General features: G+C 46.2%; 18 protein-coding genes. 11 read left to right on the top strand and 7 right to left on the bottom strand.

Translation table 11 applies throughout. From position 1 onward, the window contains the following. The 4 genes from KVT36_RS13420 (at position 1) to KVT36_RS13405 (ending at position 2,059) form a co-directional block, all read left to right on the top strand. Positions 1 to 405: a cytochrome C oxidase subunit IV family protein gene (locus tag KVT36_RS13420; protein ID WP_217604009.1), complete on the top strand. Its 405-nt coding sequence runs from the start codon at positions 1 to 3 to the stop codon at positions 403 to 405. A gap of 125 nt (positions 406 to 530) precedes the next feature. Then, a complete protein-coding gene (locus KVT36_RS13415) occupies positions 531 to 1,166 on the top strand; it encodes an SCO family protein (RefSeq protein WP_217604008.1) in 636 nt (211 codons plus the stop codon). A 73-nt stretch (positions 1,167 to 1,239) separates the two neighbouring features. Then, positions 1,240 to 1,812: a DUF420 domain-containing protein gene (locus KVT36_RS13410; RefSeq protein ID WP_217604007.1), complete on the top strand. Its 573-nt coding sequence runs from the start codon at positions 1,240 to 1,242 to the stop codon at positions 1,810 to 1,812. A 37-nt stretch (positions 1,813 to 1,849) separates the two neighbouring features. After that, a complete protein-coding gene (locus KVT36_RS13405; RefSeq protein ID WP_217604006.1) occupies positions 1,850 to 2,059 on the top strand; it encodes a hypothetical protein in 210 nt (69 codons plus the stop codon). 231 nt (positions 2,060 to 2,290) lie between these two features. Here the strand turns inward: KVT36_RS13405 and KVT36_RS13400 are convergent, their stop codons facing one another. The 3 genes from KVT36_RS13400 to KVT36_RS13390 form a co-directional block, all read right to left on the bottom strand. Further along, complete coding sequence (locus KVT36_RS13400; RefSeq protein WP_217604005.1) at positions 2,291 to 2,914, bottom strand: MarR family winged helix-turn-helix transcriptional regulator; 624 nt, start codon at positions 2,912 to 2,914, stop codon at positions 2,291 to 2,293. Between the two features lie 76 nt (positions 2,915 to 2,990). After that, positions 2,991 to 3,248 carry a DUF2024 family protein gene (locus KVT36_RS13395; RefSeq protein WP_217604004.1) on the bottom strand — a complete coding sequence of 86 codons (258 nt, stop codon included), beginning with the start codon at positions 3,246 to 3,248 and terminating at the stop codon, positions 2,991 to 2,993. A 74-nt stretch (positions 3,249 to 3,322) separates the two neighbouring features. After that, a complete protein-coding gene (locus KVT36_RS13390) occupies positions 3,323 to 3,904 on the bottom strand; it encodes a protoglobin domain-containing protein (RefSeq protein ID WP_256449962.1) in 582 nt (193 codons plus the stop codon). A gap of 404 nt (positions 3,905 to 4,308) precedes the next feature. Here KVT36_RS13390 and KVT36_RS13385 point away from each other — a divergent pair, with 404 nt between their 5' ends. Further along, positions 4,309 to 6,186: a chloride channel protein gene (locus tag KVT36_RS13385; protein ID WP_217604002.1), complete on the top strand. Its 1,878-nt coding sequence runs from the start codon at positions 4,309 to 4,311 to the stop codon at positions 6,184 to 6,186. Positions 6,187 to 6,335: 149 nt separating this feature from the next. On the opposite strand, the gene meaB is transcribed toward KVT36_RS13385, so the two are convergent. Then, entirely contained in the window at positions 6,336 to 7,235 is a 900-nt protein-coding gene (meaB, locus tag KVT36_RS13380; RefSeq protein ID WP_217604001.1) for a methylmalonyl Co-A mutase-associated GTPase MeaB, read from the bottom strand. A gap of 57 nt (positions 7,236 to 7,292) precedes the next feature. On the opposite strand from meaB, the gene KVT36_RS13375 reads away from it, so the two are divergent. Beyond that, on the top strand, positions 7,293 to 8,168 hold the full coding sequence (locus tag KVT36_RS13375; RefSeq protein WP_217604000.1) for a glycosyltransferase family 2 protein: 876 nt from the start codon (positions 7,293 to 7,295) through the stop codon (positions 8,166 to 8,168). Between the two features lies 1 nt (position 8,169). On the opposite strand, the gene KVT36_RS13370 is transcribed toward KVT36_RS13375, so the two are convergent. Both KVT36_RS13370 and KVT36_RS13365 read right to left on the bottom strand, forming a co-directional pair. Beyond that, positions 8,170 to 9,219 carry a glycosyltransferase family 1 protein gene (locus KVT36_RS13370; RefSeq protein WP_217603999.1) on the bottom strand — a complete coding sequence of 350 codons (1,050 nt, stop codon included), beginning with the start codon at positions 9,217 to 9,219 and terminating at the stop codon, positions 8,170 to 8,172. Between the two features lie 44 nt (positions 9,220 to 9,263). Then, the gene (locus KVT36_RS13365) at positions 9,264 to 10,220 is read right to left on the bottom strand and encodes a glycosyltransferase family 2 protein (RefSeq protein WP_217603998.1); all 957 of its coding nucleotides are present in this window, start codon (positions 10,218 to 10,220) and stop codon (positions 9,264 to 9,266) included. A gap of 125 nt (positions 10,221 to 10,345) precedes the next feature. On the opposite strand from KVT36_RS13365, the gene KVT36_RS13360 reads away from it, so the two are divergent. From KVT36_RS13360 to lptC, 3 genes are all read left to right on the top strand, one after another. Then, positions 10,346 to 10,981, top strand: a complete 636-nt coding sequence (locus KVT36_RS13360) for an LON peptidase substrate-binding domain-containing protein (RefSeq protein WP_217603997.1) — start codon at positions 10,346 to 10,348, stop codon at positions 10,979 to 10,981. A 167-nt stretch (positions 10,982 to 11,148) separates the two neighbouring features. Then, positions 11,149 to 12,444 (top strand): hypothetical protein, encoded by a 1,296-nt coding sequence (locus KVT36_RS13355; protein WP_217603996.1) that lies wholly within the window; start codon positions 11,149 to 11,151, stop codon positions 12,442 to 12,444. A gap of 54 nt (positions 12,445 to 12,498) precedes the next feature. Continuing rightward, positions 12,499 to 13,023: an LPS export ABC transporter periplasmic protein LptC gene (lptC, locus tag KVT36_RS13350; RefSeq protein WP_217603995.1), complete on the top strand. Its 525-nt coding sequence runs from the start codon at positions 12,499 to 12,501 to the stop codon at positions 13,021 to 13,023. A gap of 1,630 nt (positions 13,024 to 14,653) precedes the next feature. Here lptC and lysS read toward each other — a convergent pair. Further along, positions 14,654 to 16,168, bottom strand: a complete 1,515-nt coding sequence (gene lysS / locus KVT36_RS13345; RefSeq protein WP_217603994.1) for a lysine--tRNA ligase — start codon at positions 16,166 to 16,168, stop codon at positions 14,654 to 14,656. Between the two features lie 208 nt (positions 16,169 to 16,376). Between lysS and KVT36_RS13340 the strand changes: the two genes are divergently transcribed. Next, the gene (locus KVT36_RS13340; protein WP_217603993.1) at positions 16,377 to 17,210 is read left to right on the top strand and encodes a universal stress protein; all 834 of its coding nucleotides are present in this window, start codon (positions 16,377 to 16,379) and stop codon (positions 17,208 to 17,210) included. A 67-nt stretch (positions 17,211 to 17,277) separates the two neighbouring features. Further along, positions 17,278 to 18,039, top strand: a complete 762-nt coding sequence (locus tag KVT36_RS13335) for a DUF4197 domain-containing protein (protein ID WP_254639980.1) — start codon at positions 17,278 to 17,280, stop codon at positions 18,037 to 18,039. The last annotated feature ends 48 nt before the right edge of the window (positions 18,040 to 18,087 follow it).

Here is an 18,087-nt window from a genome sequence, read left to right as displayed (position 1 = left end):
ATGGAACATACACATACGGTAGAAGGGCATGAACACCAGGAGCATGAAGGCTCCACCAAAACCATCTGGAAAACGTTCTGGATCTTATTGTGTGTGACTGTAGTGGAAGTGGCGCTGGCTTTCTTACACCTGGAAACCGGCTTTCCCAGCCGCCTGGTGCTGAATGCCATCTATGTAAGCTTAACCATGGTAAAAGCTTTTTTCATTGTAGCTGAATTTATGCACTTGCGTCATGAGATCAAGAACCTGATCCTGACCATCATGATACCTTTAATGCTGTTCGTATGGTTTATCATCGCCTTCCTGGCAGATGGTGATTCCTGGAAGAACATGCGCAAGGATCTTTCTCCCGGTACGCCCCGTCAGGAATTACCTGCTGTGCATACTGAAGAAGGACATCACTAAAAGACACAACGCGTTTTTAATTTATAAAACGACATGTTATTTCACGCAGGGCAGTTATAGGATTAATGTTGGCGGTTTTATTACCGCTTGTAGGGTACCTGATAGTAGATCATTACGGTAGAAACGTGGTACCTGTACCACGTTTTTACATTCCGGAAAGAGTGGATACCGTGGTGAAGAATGGTGAAACCCGTTACGATACTGTGTTTCATACTATCCGCAATTTTACCCTTACCAACCAGTTAGGGCAGCAGGTAGGGCTGAAGAACCTGCCCGGCAAAGTAGTGCTGGTAGATTTCTTTTTTACTTCCTGTACCAGTATTTGCCCCACCCTTACCAAAAACCTGAAGAAAATACAGGATGCGTATGTGAAGAACGATACGCTGCTGCAGCTCCTTTCTTTTTCTGTAGACCCGGAACGCGATTCATCCGAACGCCTGCGCTGGTATGCAAATAAGAACGGCATTAGCCCGGATAACTGGTGGCTGCTGACAGGTCCCAAAAAAGAGATCTACGACCTGGCCCGCCATGATTTTTTTGTATCGGTAACAGAAGGCAGCGGTGGCCCGGATGATTTTATTCATACGGAAAAGCTGGTGCTGATAGATAAGAACGGCCATATCCGCGGTTATTATAATGGGCTGGATAGTAACGCCATCCGTCAATGCGCCAATGATATTGCCGTACTGCATTTAGAGAAAGACCGGAACCGGCCGCCTTTCTGGAAGCGGTTGTTTGCAGGTACTGAATCATTGAAGTGATATTTCAGGTATACGGGTTACGGTTTTAGGTCTTAAAAGATCTAAGATCGCAGATGTAAAATCGTACATGAGAATGAGTAGTCTTAAGAACAGGAACCTTAACCTTCCTATAACCATCATATCCATCGTAATACCGGTGCTGGTGGCCATCCTTTTTTACCTGCCCCGCCCGCATATGGAAGCAGGGTTTAATGTGCAGCTGCTGCCCTTATTCCATGCCATTTTAAATTCCATTACCGCGGTGCTGCTGCTGGCCAGCCTGTATTTCATCAAGAATGGGCATATTAAGGCGCATAAAGCCACTAATTTAACCGCGGTGGTACTAAGTGCCATCTTCCTGATATCGTACGTTACATACCACTTTTTTACCGAAAGCACTAAGTTTGGTGATACCGATCATAATGGTGTGGTGGATGCTATGGAAAAGGCCGCTGTGGGCGGCAGCCGCTATTTTTACTACTTTATTCTGCTTACCCATATTGTGCTGGCGGCGGTAATTGTACCGCTGGTACTGTTCACCTTACTGCGGGGCCTGCAATCTGATTTTGTAAAACATAAGAAAATAGCCCGTGTAACCTGGCCTATTTGGTTTTATGTATCCGTAACCGGTGTAGTGGTGTATATAATGATCTCCCCGTATTATTAATGGGCGTAATTTTGTAACCGCACTTTAAAGGACACACATGAAGCAGTTTGGATTATTTTTAATGATATTATTGTGCAGCGTGCAGGCAATGGCGCAGTGTTCCCTTTGTACCAAAACCGCGCAGCAGCTGGGAGAAGGCCCTGCCAAAGGCTTAAACAGTGGTATTCTTTACCTGGCCTTAACACCCCTGCTCATTATCGGCATTTTAGGCTACCGCTGGTGGCGCAGCAACCGTACGAATGAATAGTACTGCACCGTTTTAATTAATAATGAATAATTAAGAATTAATAATCGTTATTCAGTACTGCGGGGTATACCGTGCTTTCGTTTAGCTGATTGTTTCTCTTGGAGCACATACAAATAATTTCTCTCACTACTGCCCCTATTAATTATTCCCATGATTTAACTGCAGCTGCATACATCCTCACCTATTTCACCACCACCTCACGATTATTAATCCTTCATCCTTAATTATTAATTATTCTAATTCCTCCGTAGAAGGGAATCGAAACTCCGGGCAATCCACCCGCAGATCGCCGGCTTTTAGTGGAGACTTTACCAGGTTGCAATAATGGCCGCCGTTCTTTTGGGAATAGAACCTGCAGTTCTGGCACATCGTCTGAGGGGTGATCACCTCAGCCTGGTTCAGCTGGTAAATGAGCTGCAACAAGCTTTCCAGCAGGGCCGACTGCTTATCTTCCGTTAACTGGCTTACAACATCCAGCATGGGAACAGCAAACCGTTCCACCTTCCTGGCCATGGCCTTACCTTCTCTGCTCAGGTGCAGGCTATGGCTGCGGGAATCGCCTTCCGTAACTTTGCGGGTAAGCAATTGTTTGCTCTCCAGCGATTTTATGGCATCACTGATAGTGGCCTTGGTCATGTTGAAATAATGCGCCAGGTGTGTTACCGTCCTTTTTTCTTCAGGATAGTAAAGTAAAAATATGAGGAGCTGTACCTGTATAGGGCTTAGTCCGTGCTGCTTGGCCTCATTCCATAGCAATACCCGAAAGGTGGCTGACAGTCGTTCTAAAGCGGCTACCACCTTACTGGATAAATTTCCGGCTTGTTGTTCGGGGCTGAAAATTGAAGTTTTCCCCATCCTGCTTCCTGCTTACTTTTTGTAACCGGCTAATATACAGAAATTTTGGATCGTGGAAAATACAATCAATGTATTACTAGCAGCCTTCAATTTCATGGATGTAATATCCCTGCCGGGCAATTGTTTTTTCCCATACGGGTATTACCTCTTCAAGGTGGCAGAAACGGCAGTCCCGGGTAGAGATGTGCGGGGAGGTGCGTTGTTTGGATTGCAGGTAAGCTTTACCAAAAGTAAGCACGTGGTCATACTGTGTATTGGCGGCAACAATAATGTCAAAGTGCATGTATCCGCCGTTCTTCTTCTTTACGTAGGTGTCAAAAACAGCAACTTCCATAGTCTATGGTTATGGTTCAAATGGTTTTCAGCAGGATTCCAATAAGTTGATACGGGTAAATAAGGAGAGGTGCGTTAGCAGGGCTGTTGTGCAACAGGGTCAGGATACGTCCACAGGATTACGCTCAGGCTTACAGCTTTAAACCATGCCTGGTGCATTTTTTCAATTTCCTCAGGCCGGTGGCCGTTTTTACTCAGGAAAGGCCGGATAGCATTGGTTACCGGGTAAATGAAGGTGACCAGGTAGCGCAAAAAAACAGCCGGGAGGTCGGGCATTTGCGGGGTAGGCACCGCCTGATCCTGGTAACGTTGTGCAATAGCCTGTTCAAGCTGGGACCAGGGATTATCAGCAGGCCGCTGGCATAATTGCCGTATCCAGCTGCCAAAACGGGGACGCAGGGTCCGCAGGTATTCGGCATCCGGCTTACCATCCCGGGTAAAATAATGGGCCAGGTAATCGTTGGCAACCATGTGATCGTACCAAATGTCCAGTATTGTTTCTGATTGATCGGAAAGTATTTCACCGGCCATTTGTAAATACCGTTCATCTTCACGTGTAAACAGTAACATGCGTTTTATTAAAACTAGCTCCCGTAAACTCAAAGTGGATGAGGTAATACCGGCCGACGTACTTTCATAACGCTTGCCATTTATCATAGATGTATTTTTAGGTGGGGTCGCAACCCATTTTCGTACCTTACAAATATAATAAGGGCTCCTAACTAACAAAATCTTTAACATTTCGTTCACCCGGTTAATTTCATTGTATTCAGCTTTTATCGTATGTAAAATCAATTTATATACAGTTTATAATAATGAATACTGCAGTACTTGTCCAATTTAGCTTAGTATTTCGCTTAACAATTCATTAACTTATTATGTCGCACACGTCACGACAAACGCCGGGCCTATAATGGGGCTATCCACACTAATATTTATATATAATACTACCAGTGGCCCCATTTTATTTGCGGTTGTGGTCATCAGTATATAGTTTTGAGGTCTCTTACATATGCACCCGCGCTTTTTCTGATGCAAATTATATTACGAGATCATTGACCATGAAGAACATTTTTTTTACGCTTAACCGGAGTGGTATTCCGGTGTCTCCTTCTATGGACCCCGCGCTGGCAGATGCCCATGTGGCACAACCTCCCGCCGGGATCAACACCAGAAGGGTTTTGTATTTATCCGCTTTAACCGTAATGAATGCAGCCATTATCAGCTTAATTGCCAAGGTGCTGTTACTGCTCATTAACTTTATCACCAACCTGTCGTTCTATGGCCGGATTTCTGTAGGGGAAGGCACGCCTCTCCACAACCAGCTGGGTTATTGGGTAATAGCAGTACCGGTGATCGGCTCTGTGATTGTAGGCTTAATGGCGCGTTACGGTTCTGCCGCCATCCGTGGGCATGGTATACCGGAAGCTATGGAGCAGGTGCTGGTGAATAAAAGCCGCATTAAACCTATTATCACTTTCCTGAAACCTCTTTCCGCAGCCATTTCCATTGGCACCGGTGGTCCCTTTGGTTCAGAAGGGCCTATTATTGCTACCGGGGGCGCCTGGGGTTCTTTTATTGGCCAGGTATTAAAGATCTCAGCCAATGAGCGCAAGATCTTGCTGGCCGCAGGTGCTGCAGCCGGTATGAGCTGCATATTCGGGAGCCCGTTGGCAGCCATGATCCTGGCAGTTGAGCTATTGTTGTTTGAATTTTCTCCCCGCAGTATTATCCCGGTTATACTGGGTTGTATTACCGGTTCGGCCTTTCACCATTTATACTGGGGCGGTGCGCCGGTATTTACTATGCCGGATGTTACACCAGCCACCAATACTGCGCTGCTGGCCTATTCCGCCATTGGAGTGGTTATTGGCTTACTGGCTGCATTGGTTACCAAAGCAGTGTATGCTATAGAAGATGGTTTTGAAAAGCTGCCCATTCACTGGATGTGGTGGCCCACCCTGGGCGGTGTGGTAGTAGGGGTGGTAGGTTATTTTGCACCGGCCACTTTAGGTGTAGGGTATGTGAATATTGATCTTTTGCTGACAGGTAAGGTTACCCTTCACATGTTGTTTGTGCTGGGCGTGCTGAAGTTTATATCCTGGTCTTTTTCTTTAGGCAGCGGTACCTCCGGTGGAACCCTGGCGCCTTTGCTCACCATTGGCGGCGCTTGTGGCGTATTCATTGCATTGATGCTGCAAATGGTATTTCCCAACGTAGCTATCAACATATCTGTAGCAGCCTTAATCGGTATGGCGGCTATGTTTGCCGGCTCTACCCGCGCCTTGCTTACCTCTATTATTTTTGCGCTGGAAACTACCCGCGACGGGGATACCCTGCTGCCATTGATCGGCGCCTGCGTAGCTTCTTATTTCGTTTCCTTCTTCCTGATGCGCAATACAATTATGACGGAGAAAATTGCCCGCCGCGGCATTCTGACACCGCATACCTACAAACCGGACCCATTGGAAGGTATTCCCGTAAAAGAAGCCATGGTGAATAACCTGGTAATGATAAGCCAGGAGAATACTATTGGCGAGCTACGGAACTGGTTATACGAAAATAAGCTGGGCGGTTATGAGCTGGCCTACCCCGTGGTAGATGCGCATCAGCAGCTGATAGGTATACTCAGAATGGAAGATGTGCTGCTGCCTGATACGCCGGAAGATGCCTCTGTTACCTATGTTACCAATACCAATATGGTAACGGTGAAGGAAGATAGTTCCCTGCGTTTTGCAGTAGACCTGATGGCCCGACACCAGCAGGATATTTTACCGGTGATCAGCGGGCCTGATAAATTACTGACAGGGTTGATCAGCTACCGTACTGTGTTTAACGCTTACCACATTGCGAAAGATGCCGATGAGACGAGCAGCCGTAATATCTCCATTAAACGGCAGGTAATGAAAGTGCTGATCAAAAATGGGGTATTAAGATAACAGGAATGTAAAATGCAAAATATTAAATGTTAAATGTAAAAGGGGAATGCGGCAACTGATAGGCTGCATTTCCCTTTTACATTTATCTCGTTCATAAAGTCTTTTAAATGGTCTCTATGAACCTCCTTCGTCGGTTTGAAATTTTACATCTAATGTTTTACATTTTCCATCACCAGCTTATACAGGTTAAACGTACCCGCTTCCAGCTCCTGTAATATTTGTTGCTGCAGCTCCTTTTTATTTACATCCTGCATACGCCGGTGTTGTATCAGCTGCCAGGCCTTTTCCGCCAGCAGCAAGGCATGCCGCTCTTTATGATCCATTTGTTGCTGGTGCCGGTCAATGGCTTGTATCAATTCATCAATACCTTCATTGCGGGTGGCAATGGTTTTAAGCACAGGTATTTGCCAGCCGGTATTATGATGCCTTTCTGCAGATAACAGGCGCAGGTTTTTTACAAACGCATCTGCATTATCACGGTCTGCCTTGTTCACCACAAATATGTCGGCAATCTCCATCAGCCCGGCTTTCATCGTTTGTATCTCATCACCGGCTTCCGGTACTACTACTACCACCGTGGTGGTGGCAATGCCCGCAATATCCACTTCACTCTGGCCTATGCCAACAGTTTCTATAAACAGGTAATCGAATCCCGCGGCTTTAATTACATCACTTACCTCAATGATCTTGGGGCTCAGGCCGCCTAATGCACCCCGGTTGGCCATAGAGCGTATGAACACCTGTTCATTGTTAAAGTGCTGGCTCATGCGGATGCGGTCGCCCAGCAGGGCGCCAAAGTTAAAAGGGGAAGATGGGTCCACTGCTATAATAGCAACCCGCTTTTGCTGATCTGCCAGCGTTTGGATCAGCGTATTCACCAGCGTGCTTTTGCCGGCGCCGGGCGGGCCGGTAATGCCTATTACCCGCGTGGGGCTGTCTGCAGGCAATTGTTCCAGCAGCTGTGTATAACCCGGCGCTTCATTTTCTACCAATGAAATGCGGCGGGCCAGTGTTTTCAGGTCAGGTATCTCTGCCGGATGGTGCAACATAGGTGCAAAATAAAGATTTCCTTTATACCTTCGCTCCGGCACATTAATCATCATTACATGAAAGTAACGGGATTTACCTTTGTACGTAACGCCATAAAATATGATTACCCGGTGGTGGCTTCCATACAGTCTATTTTGCCCTTATGTGATGAGGTAGTGGTAAGTGTAGGTAATTCTGATGATAATACGCTGGAGCTTATTCAATCCATCGGTTCCCCCAAGATCCGCATTATACAAACCATTTGGGACGATTCCCTGAAAGAAGGCGGGCGTGTGCTGGCCGTAGAAACCAACAAAGCTTTTGATGCCGTAGGCGCTGATGCCGACTGGGCCTTTTACATACAGGCCGATGAAGTAGTACATGAAAAAGGCTATGACAACATACGCGCTGCCATGCAGCAATACCGGGATGATAAACGGGTAGAAGGGTTGTTGTTCAACTACGTGCATTTTTACGGTAGCTATGATTATGTGGGCGATTCACGCACCTGGTACAAAAATGAGATCCGCGTGGTCCGTAATAATAAGCAGATCCGCTCTTATAACGATGCACAGGGCTTTCGCAGGGAGGGGCAGAAGCTGCTGGTAAAACCGGTGAAGGCAGAGATCTATCACTACGGTTGGGTAAAAGACCCCGCATTACAGGCGCAAAAACAAAATAACTCTCACCACTTATATTACGGCAATAATGAGCAGGCCTTGCAGGAACGTTTGTTAACCAGTGAATTTGATTACGGCATGGTGGATTCCCTGGCCCTGTTCAAAGGCGCTCACCCACAGGTAATGCAAAGCCGCATAGCTGCGCGCAACTGGCAGTTTGAGCGCGACATTAGCCGTAAGAGCTTTTCTTTTAAAGATTCCCTGTTGTATTGGATTGAGCAGAAAACCGGCAAACGCCTGTTTGATTACCGGAACTATAAAATACTGAAATAGCTTAGTACAGGCTGCGGTATACATGCAGGTATTCCCGGGTCATACGGTCCCAGTTAAACTGGTGCGCATGGGCTATGATGGCCTGCTGCGGGTGCTGGGTGGCATATTGGTGCATACCTTCTTCAAACACCTGCTGCATATGCCGGGGATCAAAATCACGGAAGTAATAAGCATGGTTACCCCCTACTTCCGGCAGGCTGGTTTTGTCTGACAAAAAGACAGGCTTACCAAACTGCATGGCCTCAATAGGCGGTATTCCAAAACCTTCTGTAATGGAAGGGAACACGTATGCATAACAGTTTTTCAGGTACCAGTATTTATCCTGGTTGCTGATGGGGCCTAAAAGTTTTACGCGGTTGCTTACGCCAAATAAAGCAGCTTCTTCCTGTATCTTTTTAATATAATCGCCATGCGGGGCGCCGGCAATCAGCAGCTCGTACTGGTTATGCTGCAGCAGCGCAGGCAGCACATGAAAATTCTTTTTGGGCATCAGCATACCTACGGAGAACAGGAAGGGCGCTGCCGGCCGGTAACAGGGCTGGTCAAAGGAGGGGTATTCCTTAATATCGGCCCCGTTGTATATAATACAGCATTTTTCTTTTGCTACGTGTAAATGTTCCTGCACCGTATTAAACGTGAACCGGGAAATAGTAACAATGCGGTCCGCTTCATCTACCTGTTCCTGCAAACGGCGCAGCAGCAGGGTTTTGGTACGGTCGTCCTTTCTTTCGTCCAGTAAAAAATTAAGATCGTGGATGGTGAGCACCAGCTTGCCCGTACGTTTGCGGGGATAAACATTGGTATCCTGGTGCAGCGCATGCCATACGGCGGTTTTGGGCGGGTGGAAAAAATAGCGATGGTACCACTTGTAGTATAATGCTTTATAACATGCGTTATTCGCAAAGCCTTTAAAGCCGGCCGGCAGGTAGTACAATAGCTCTTCATCCTGCTCCAAAAGCGCGGGCAGGCGTTGGCCTAACTGCCAGCAAACTGTAAACAGTCCATTATGCGGATATTTTAATTTTTCCAGGTCCAGCCCTATTAGAGGCATAATTGTATTGTGCTATTGAATAATGAAGATATAATTTTCAACGTTTAAGTTCCGCCAAGGCGTATTTTTTGTTTAAATCTTAACGAATAATAAGGAGGCGCATTTAACGCTATCATCCATGCAATACGTGCATAAAAACCGCCTTTGTAGCACTTTTTCAGTAGTTTAAAGAAATACCACCACTTCAATACATGATAAGCGGGGGCGGAAAAATGTTTGGAAAAAAAATACATAAGGGAGTAATAATACTCCTGTAAAAACACCGCTTTCACCGTGGTGCTTTTACTCACAAAATGCACAAAGCGGGCCTCCGGTACCAGGTAGCAATGCCAGCCCTTTTCCCGGAAAGTGTAGGCCAGGTCTTCTTCTTCACAATAAAAAAAGTAGTTGGTATCCATACCGCCAATGGCTGCAAACATTTCATAACGGATAAACATAGATGCTCCGCTAACAAATGGCACCTGTAACGGTTGCATATATACGCCGTTGCGCCGCGGAAAGTGCTGAGGCCGTAACAGGCGCAGCAGGCCTGCGCCCAGGAGCTTTAATGAAAGCGTGGGAAAATAGCCAAAGGTGCGTATGGGCTGCCGTTCTGCATCCAGCATTTGCCCGCTGCACATGGCGGCATCCGGCTGCGCCTGCATAAAATTATACAGGATGGATAAGCAGTCATTTTCAAAAACAGTATCGTTATTCAGGAAGTACAGGTACCGGGCACGGGCATGCTGAACGCCTAACATATTGCCACCGGAAAAGCCCAGGTTAAGAATGCTTTTTACCAGGGTGATATTGGGGATGCCGGCTACAAAACCAGCCAGCCGCCGGTATTGCGCCGCTTCAGAATCATTGTCAACAATAACCATTTGCCAGCGTAAACCCGGTGCAGTATGCTGCTGTACTGATTGTATACAGCCAATCGTATAATCCGTAGAATTATAATTGAGTAAAATAATAGCTACTTCAAAAACAGTAACCTGTTCAGTTGTAGTGTCCTGCGTCATAACGTTTACTTTAAACCCGGATCCTGGTTGAAGTGATCAATATAACTAAAAATCCTTAAAACAAATTATACGCTGCTTAGCGTATAACAGGGGTAGGCTATTATTTTTTAACTTAGCAGCTGCTTATGACGAATTTCATTCCCATATTTCCTTTAGGCATAGTGGTTTACCCACAGGAGCAGCTGAACCTGCATGTATTTGAACCGCGGTATAAGCAGCTGGTACAAGAGTGTGTAAAAGATCAGAAGCCTTTTGGCATACCTACCGTGCTGAATAAAAAGATCGTAGAATACGGTACGCTGGTACAGGTGCTGCGCATAGAAAAAGAATATGAGAACGGTGAAATGGATATTGTAACCCAGGGCCTGAGTGTGTTCCGCATACTGGAAATAATTAAAACCATTCCCGATAAATTATACGACGGCGCTATTGTAAACTACCCTGAAAATAATAATAAAACCCACGCACGCCTGCGCCAGCAGGTGCTGCACGCCATCCGGGAGCTGCACCATATTTTGCAGGTAAGCAAAACCTTCAGCAAGGCCGATGAGGAGCTGAGCGCCTATGACCTGGCGCACCATGCCGGCCTTTCCCTGGAGGAGGAATATGAGCTGCTGCACCTGTTCCTGGAAATGCAGCGCCTGGAATATTTAAAGCGCCACCTGCTGAAAGTAATACCCCTGATGGCAGAAATGGAAAAGCTGAAAGAACGGGTAAAGCTGAACGGGCATTTCAGGAATTTATCGGCAGAAGGGCTATAAAAATAGCTGAATAGTCACTTTTTAACGACGTTTTAACAGTCGTCCATTTTGTTTTTTTTGCTTCCCACCCTAAAAAGTAGATATTTGCAGACTATTTTCTGTGGGTATTGCTATGTTAACTATTAGTGCGCTCGCTAAAACCAGTAAACCAATAATCGATCAACTCAATGCATAGAACTAAAGCTGGCATTCTTTGCTTACTGGCTTTTCTGTTTCTGTTAGCTAATAAGGCTGCTGCACAGGATAATTCCCCTTATTCCCGTTACGGTTTAGGTGATCAGAATATAAATCAGAATATTATTAACCGCGGTATGGGTGGAGTAGCACAGGCCTACAGCGATCCCCAATCCGTTAACTTTGCCAACCCGGCCAGCTATTCCAGCCTGCTATTAACCACGTTGGATATAGCAGTGGAAGGCGGCGCCCGCACAATTTCCAATGCAGATCAGAAGTTCCGTTCCGGTATTGGCAACCTCTCTTACCTGCAGCTGGGTATTCCCATTCGCCGCAAATGGGGCCTGGTAATGGGTTTACGCCCCGTAACCAAAGTATCCTATAACATACTGCAGAATAGTGAAACCACTTTTTTTGATACGCTGAAGCTGCCGGTTGCCTACCAATATGAAGGTAACGGCGGTTTGTACCAGCTTTATGCCGGTACCGGTGTTGGCATTGGTAACTTTAGCATAGGCGCCAATGTAGGCTACCTGTTTGGTAATATTGAGAACAGCACCAAAGCCATTTACCCGGCCAACCAGTATATATTCCCATCCAAACATACCCAGCGTGTAAGTTATGGCCACCTGTTCTATAATGTGGGGCTGCAATACAAGTTTAACCTGGGTAACGATCTGGACCTGACCGTGGGCGCCTCAGGCAGCCTTAAACAAACGCTTTCCGGCCGGCGGGAGCAGATGCGGGAAACCCTCATCTTTGATCCCGGCTCCAATGAATATACCACCCAGGATACTGCCTTTTACGCAAAGGGCGAGCGGGGTAAGATCATATACCCGCAACAGCTGGCTGGTGGTATTATGCTGCATAAGGCAGATAACTGGAGCATAGGTGCGGATTTTAGTACGGAACAGTGGGACCAGTTCCGCAATTATGATGTAAAAGACTCTGTACGCAACTCCTGGAAAATGAGCCTGGGAGGGCAGTTTATTCCCAATGCCCGGGCCATAAACGGTTACTGGAATAAAGTTACCTACCGGGTGGGTGGTTATTATGGTACCGACTATCTTAAGCTGAATGGGCAGGATATGACAGTGTACGGTTTTTCCGTAGGAGCCGGTTTGCCGGTGCGCAGGCAGGCCTACTCCAACCAATTCTCTGTAATTAATGTTGCTTTTGAAATAGGCCACCGTGGCAGTAAAGAAACCGTGCTGAAAGAAACCTGGTACCGTATGGTATTGGGCTTTACTTTAAACGACCGCTGGTTTATTAAGCGGAAATATGATTAATTTGCGGCGTTGAAAAGCGGTTCCAATATGATCAATGTCCGGAAAATGGCGCTCATGGCCATATTCCTTCTCTCGTTAGTAGCCTGTGAAAATGACATGCAGTCCATTATGCGGCTGGATCAGGGGGCGGCCGCAGTGGAAGAAGGGATTAAAATTGAAACCCTTTACAGCCAGGGAGGCCGGGTACGGGCCAAGCTTACCGCTCCCACTATGAAAAGATACATGGAGCGTCCTGCTTATGTGGAGTTTAACAATGGTTTAAAAGTATTATCCTATAATGACAGCCTGCAGGTGGAAAGTACCGTAACGGCTAAATATGGCAAGTACTATGAAAATGACGATAACGTTTTTCTGAGGGATAGTGTAGTGGTGATCAATAAAGAAGGCAAACGCCTGGACTGTAATGAGCTGAACTGGGATTCCAAAAAAGGAAAGTTCCTCTCTAAAAAAGCCGTACGTATCAGCACCCCAACAGATACTATTTACGGCACCGGCCTGGAATCTAACCAGGATTTTTCCGACTATAATATTATTAACCCCCGCGGGCAGGTAACGGTACAGGATAGCACACTGAATTAGCGGCATTCCCCTAAACGAAAAAAGCCCTCCCGATACCGGAAAGGCCCCTTTCGCTTTAACCTATTTTTTAACCTAAAATTTGTTCCTTTAAGTCAAGAACTGTGCCAAGCTGGGCTGTATTTGGCCTGCCGGAATGGCCTCTTTTACCAAACTCACCGTTCCACTGGAGAGCTGCCTATATAACACGCTCATAAATCTTTTATTATAAAGCGCTTCCCATCACTGCATTTCACATATGCAATTAATTCTGCAATCATAAAAAAAATTGCATTCAGCAGTACACAAGCACACCGTAAAAACGGGCTGGATATTCATACGGGGACATCTTTTGGCAGTTGGGTAATATTTCATGAACAAATTGAGGCTAAGCTGGTAAAACCAGCTTATGATTAAGAAAGGCGGTCCCGTTAAATAATCCCGGTCAGCAAGGGTAAACCAGCTTCAGTATCTATGGTTAATAAAGGGAACCTGCCAGGTAAGCCGGCTGGTTACAGGGCTCAAAACAAGATCAATAACGCGGCCTGGAAATATTGTTGAATAATCAGATCCCCTGCTGGCAATAATATTCATTGGTGAGGCTGGCTACAACAAGTATGTTATGATAGCTGTCTTACGGCTGTGAACAATAGCCGGTTTACGGTTGCCGGATGTTTATACTACGTTTAACCCCAAGATTGCAACGTTCATCCAGGCCATTATAAATGCCCTTCTAAGTAAACTATATACTAATATGAGGAGCAAAATTTGCAGCTATTTCATTAACAGCGTTATCTACATTAAGAAAATATAAAATTAATTTTTTCAGTTAATATAAGATTTTTCGTAATGCAACAGCTTAATTCCCAATCTTTCATCTTCACGAACTAAATTGCATCGTTCACGGAAATGGAAGAAAAACCTATATATGCTAATATATCTTTGTTCTAGGTTTTTCATAGGATATGGTTAAAATTATTACAAGGGCGGTATTCTTACCACCCTTTTTCTTTTTTAGGAAGCGCTGTAAAAAGCGCTTTTTGCTTTTAACTCCCTTTACCGGTATTTCCCGGAAAAACCTTTGCGTTGTGTCCGGAATGAGACATGTATCCGGTTTTTATAATTTATTGATTATCAATATCCACATTCTTTTCATTCTTACAACTTATCAAGCCTGTACTGAAATGGGCCTGCGTTTATCTGCATAAACGACACGTTCCCCAAGAAAAATATAGCATTCACTAGGTTGGGGGTGGTGATAATTAAATAAATATGATCTTTGTTTCAGGTTTTTCAATAAAGATATGGTTAAAATTTTTCGGGGCTGTAGTCTTGCAGCCCCGTTTCTTTTTTTAGAACCTTACTGAACTAATCACGATTTTTCCATCTCATAATAATGCAAAGGTCCCGCCTGCCATTGGTACGCGGGACTTTCCTTTTTCCGCAGGTTTACATGCGGAATACCCGCAGGCATTTACCAGCTATTGGCTAAATACTACCATCTGTTAAAAGATTGCCAGCGATTAATAACTATAATACGGATGTATGTGCCGGAACATTAATTTTGAATTGGTTTTCATAGGATATGGTCAAAAAAAGTAAAAGGGGATGTAGTCTTACATCCCCTTTTTTATTTTAGATACGATCATAGATCCTATTGGTTTTTTTCCGGTTTCATTTGCGGAAAGAACAGCACATCCTGGATAGAAGGCTGGTTGGTCATCAGCATGGTCAAACGATCAATACCAATACCAATACCGGAGGTAGGCGGCATACCGTATTCCAGGGCCCGCAGGAAGTCCGCATCAATATACATGGCCTCATCATCCCCGCGCTCCATTAGCTGCACCTGCTCTTCAAAACGCTGGCGCTGGTCCAGCGGATCATTCAGCTCTGTATAGGCATTGGCAATTTCCTTACCATTTACCATCAGCTCAAAACGTTCTACCACACCCTCTTTACTACGGTGTTTTTTGGTAAGCGGGCTCATTTCCACCGGGTAATCAATAATAAAGGTAGGCTGTACGTAATGCTCCTCACATTTTTCACCAAAGATCTCATCTACCAGTTTGCCCTTACCAATATTGGGGGCCACGGGAATACCAAGCTGTTTGCATACCCCGCGCAGCTGGGTTTCATCCATACCGGTAATGTCTATACCTGTATGCTCTTTAATAGCATCGTACATGGTTACGCGGCGGAAAGGCGCTTTAAAGTTGATCACCTGGTTGCCTACCGGTACCTCTGTAGTGCCATGCAGGGCCAGGGCTATTTTTTCCAGCAGGGCCTCGGTGGTTTCCATCATCCAGTTGTAATCCTTGTAGGCGGCGTACATTTCCATTACGGTAAATTCCGGGTTATGGGTACGGTCCATACCTTCATTGCGGAAGTCCTTTGCAAACTCGTATACGCCCTCAAAACCACCTACGATCAGGCGTTTCAGGTACAGCTCATTGGCTATGCGCATATACAAAGGCATATCCAGCGCATTATGGTGTGTAACAAAGGGCCTTGCAGTGGCGCCACCGGGAATGGGTTGCAGAATGGGGGTTTCTACCTCCAGGTAACCCAGGGCATTATAAAACTCCCGGATGGTTTGCAGGATCTTGGTCCGCTTGGTGAACACATCCTTTATCTGCGGGTTAATGATCATGTCTGCATAACGCTGCCGGTATTTAAACTCCGGGTCAGTTACGGCGTCAAAGGTTTCGCCTTCCTTTTCCTTTACAACAGGCAGGGGGCGCAGGGCTTTGGATAATATGGTAAGCTCTTTTGCATGTACAGAGGTTTCGCCGGTTTTGGTAATAAAGGCATAGCCTTTAATGCCAATGATATCGCCAATATCCACCAGCTTTTTCCAAACCGTGTCATACAGGGTTTTATCCTCGCCGGGGCAAATATCGTCGCGGCGTATATAAGCCTGTATACGGCCCACGTTGTCCTGTATTACAGCAAAGCAGGCCTTACCCATGTCGCGGATGCTCATGATGCGGCCGGCCAGGCATACTTCCTGGAACTGCTCTTTGGTAGCTTCCGAATAATGGGCTTTAATATTAACGGAAGTGTCGTTTACGGGGTATTGCGGGGCCGGGTAGGCATCAATGCCTAATTTCTGCAGCTCCTGCAATTTTTCCCGGCGTATGATCTCTTGCTCAGATAGTTGTGTCATGTATTACTCAAAATGGAGTGCAAAAATAAGGGTAATAGTTCAGAGTGCATAGCTGAATGGTCCGTGGGGCCGCCGCCCTGCCGTTTGCAAAGCCGTTGGTTCCGCTGCTGCGGGCCGTGGCGGAACGGTTGTAAACCGTGGTCAGCATCATTTGGCACCAAATTTTCTCTATATAAATGTTCCTTCCTCACATCAAAAACCTTGCAGAATGAAAACGATCTTAGTTCCCACTGATTTCTCCGAAGCGGCCTATAACGCCGCCCGTTATGCGCTGGGACTGGCCCGGCAGCTGCAAACCGCACGCATTGTGCTGTACCATGCTTATGAGCTGATAGTACCCATCCCGGATGTACCTACTACTGTACCCATGGTAAATTCCGACGAGCTGCGGGCCGCCAGCCTGGAAGGCCTGGAAAAAATGATCCGGGAGCTTAGCCCCCTGCTGCCGGAAAATGTGCAGCTGGAGCCCCGGGCAGAGAATCACCTGCTGCCTGCCAATATAAACCAGATGTGCCAACAGGAGCAGGCCGACCTGGTAGTGATGGGCATTACCGGCGGCAGCCAGCTGGAGGAAATGCTGATAGGCTCCAATGCCGTGGATGTGCTGAAACATACCAGCTGCCCGGTAATTGTAGTACCATCAGACGCCCGGTTCACCGCCATCCGCAAAGTGGTATTTGCGGCCGATTTCCGCAAGATAGTAGCGCACACGCCCATAGCGCCGCTGAAAAAGCTGCTGGATACCTTTAAGCCGGAGCTGCATGTGCTGAATATTGACCACGACAATAAACACTTTAATCCCGATACGCCTTATGAAACCTTGCTGCTGGATGCCCTGCTGGAAGGATATAACCCGCAGTTCCATTTTGTAGACAGCACCAATGTGGTACAGGGTATCATGGACTTTGCGGAACAGGAACAGGCAGACCTGATCCTCATTATTCCCCGCAAACACGGCCTTTTTGAGAACATTTTTAAACGCAGCCGTACTACCCAGCTGGCTTTTCACAGTCACATACCCCTGCTGGCCATTCATGAATAAACTGTTAAAGAAAGTTAAGATTTACCCTGAGGACTTGCACTTTAATTAATTTGATTAATTTTAATATATGAACCACAACATTATGAAGAAAGGGATTGTTTTCCTGCTGCCTGCATTATTTGCTTTACAGGTAAGCCAGGCACAGCTACTGAAAAAGTTAAACAAAGCGCTGAACAATGGTACCTCCACCAGCCAGAGTAGTAGTGGTAACACCGCCACCAATGTAACGGAGTCGGAAGCCGGCGCTGGTATTAAGGAAGCATTGGCCAAGGGTGTAAGCTCCGGTATTGCCATGCTGAGTAAGAAAGACGGATTTTTTGGTAACGAAGCTTATAAGATGTTCCTGCCGGAAGATGCGGTAAAGATCGAAAAAACATTACGCAGCATAGGCCTGGGCAGCCAGGTAGATAAAGCCATTCTGCAGATTAACCGTGCAGCAGAAGGTGCGGTTAGCCATGCGGCCCCCATCTTTACAGATGCTATTAAACAAATGACCGTAACCGATGCCCTGAAGCTGGTAACCGGTGGTAATAACTCTGTAACAAATTATTTTAAAGGCAAAACAACGGATCAGTTAACGGCCGCTTTTGCCCCTTCTGTAAAAGGCGCATTGGATAGCACCAGCGCTACCAAGTATTATACGGATATTGTAAATACCTATAACAAGCTGCCTACTACCATGAACAAGGTAAACCCGGACCTGCAGCAGTATGTAACCGCCCGCGCAGTAACGGCCCTGTTTGACCGGATCAGCAAAGAAGAAGAGAACATCCGCCAGAATCCTGCAGCCCGTACTACGGACCTGTTGAAGAAGGTTTTTTCTAAATAATATTGTGAGCAGTATGGATCAGGAAACACTTCCTGATCCATACTGCTC

Origin of the sequence: Chitinophaga sp. GbtcB8 (assembly GCF_019091455.1) — a bacterium.
Classification (GTDB): Bacteria; Bacteroidota; Bacteroidia; order Chitinophagales; family Chitinophagaceae; genus Chitinophaga.
Note: the sequence above shows the minus strand (reverse complement) of the source record. Positions and strands in the feature narration are given on the sequence as shown.